The 920-nt window shown below is 67.1% G+C and carries 1 protein-coding gene; it reads left to right on the top strand.

Going from position 1 to position 920, the window contains the following annotated elements; translation table 11 throughout:
- Positions 1 to 127 precede the first annotated feature (127 nt).
- Positions 128 to 910, top strand: coding sequence for a transposase family protein (locus tag Ade02nite_RS48870; protein ID WP_203778299.1), 783 nt, complete (start codon positions 128 to 130; stop codon positions 908 to 910).
- The last annotated feature ends 10 nt before the right edge of the window (positions 911 to 920 follow it).

The raw sequence follows: 920 nt of genomic DNA on the forward strand, positions 1-920 counted from the left end.
TGAGCCTTTTCCAACCTGATCTTGCAGGTCAGCGCTGGTCGCCCGGGGGTCGGTGATCGATGAGGGCGAGGCTCCAGGTAGGACAGCAAATCGACCAAAACCCGATGCCCCGACCGGGAGCCTCGCCATGCTGTCCTACCCTGCGACGATCTCGTTGTCCAGCCGGACCCTGAACCACCTCGCCGATCGCATCCGCGGCCACCGCCAGCAGCGCAAATCTCGATGGAGGAGACTGAACCCGGGCCGGCAGGCCCTGCTCGCCCTGGCCCACTTGCGCAACGGCGATACCTACACCCGCCTCGCCGCTGGCTTCGAGATCGGGACAGCGACCGCCTGGCGTTACGTCCAGGAAGCGATCGCCCTGCTCAGCGCGGCCGCCGACGACCTCGACAGCGCGATGCGACGCATCCGGCAGCTGGCGTACGCAATCCTGGACGGCACGCTCATCCCCATCGACCGGGTCGCCGACCAAAGGCCGTACTACTCCGGCAAGCACCGCCGTCACGGCGTCAACGTGCAGGTCATCGCCGACGCGGCCGGACGTCTCATCTGGGCCTCGGCCGCGTTGCCCGGCTCGACCCACGACCTGACCGCCGCCCGCACCCACGGCATCATCGACGCCCTGACCAGCGCAGAAGTGATGACCTTCGCAGACAAGGGATACCAAGGCGCCCGCGGCAGCGTGCGCACACCGTTCAAGCGACGCCGTTTCCGGCCGAAGCTGTCACGACGGCAGAGGGCAGTGAACCAGGTGCACGCGAAGATCCGCGCCCGCGGTGAACGCGCGATCGCCACGCTCAAGACTTGGAAGATCCTGGTCAAGCTGCGCTGCTGCCCTCGCCGAGCGACCGCGATCGTGCAGGCCATCCTCGTTCTGCACCACGTCGAGAAGCCGGTCTACGCAGGTTGAAAAGGGCTCA

The organism is Paractinoplanes deccanensis (assembly GCF_016862115.1).
GTDB classification, from domain to species: Bacteria; Actinomycetota; Actinomycetes; order Mycobacteriales; family Micromonosporaceae; genus Actinoplanes; species Actinoplanes deccanensis.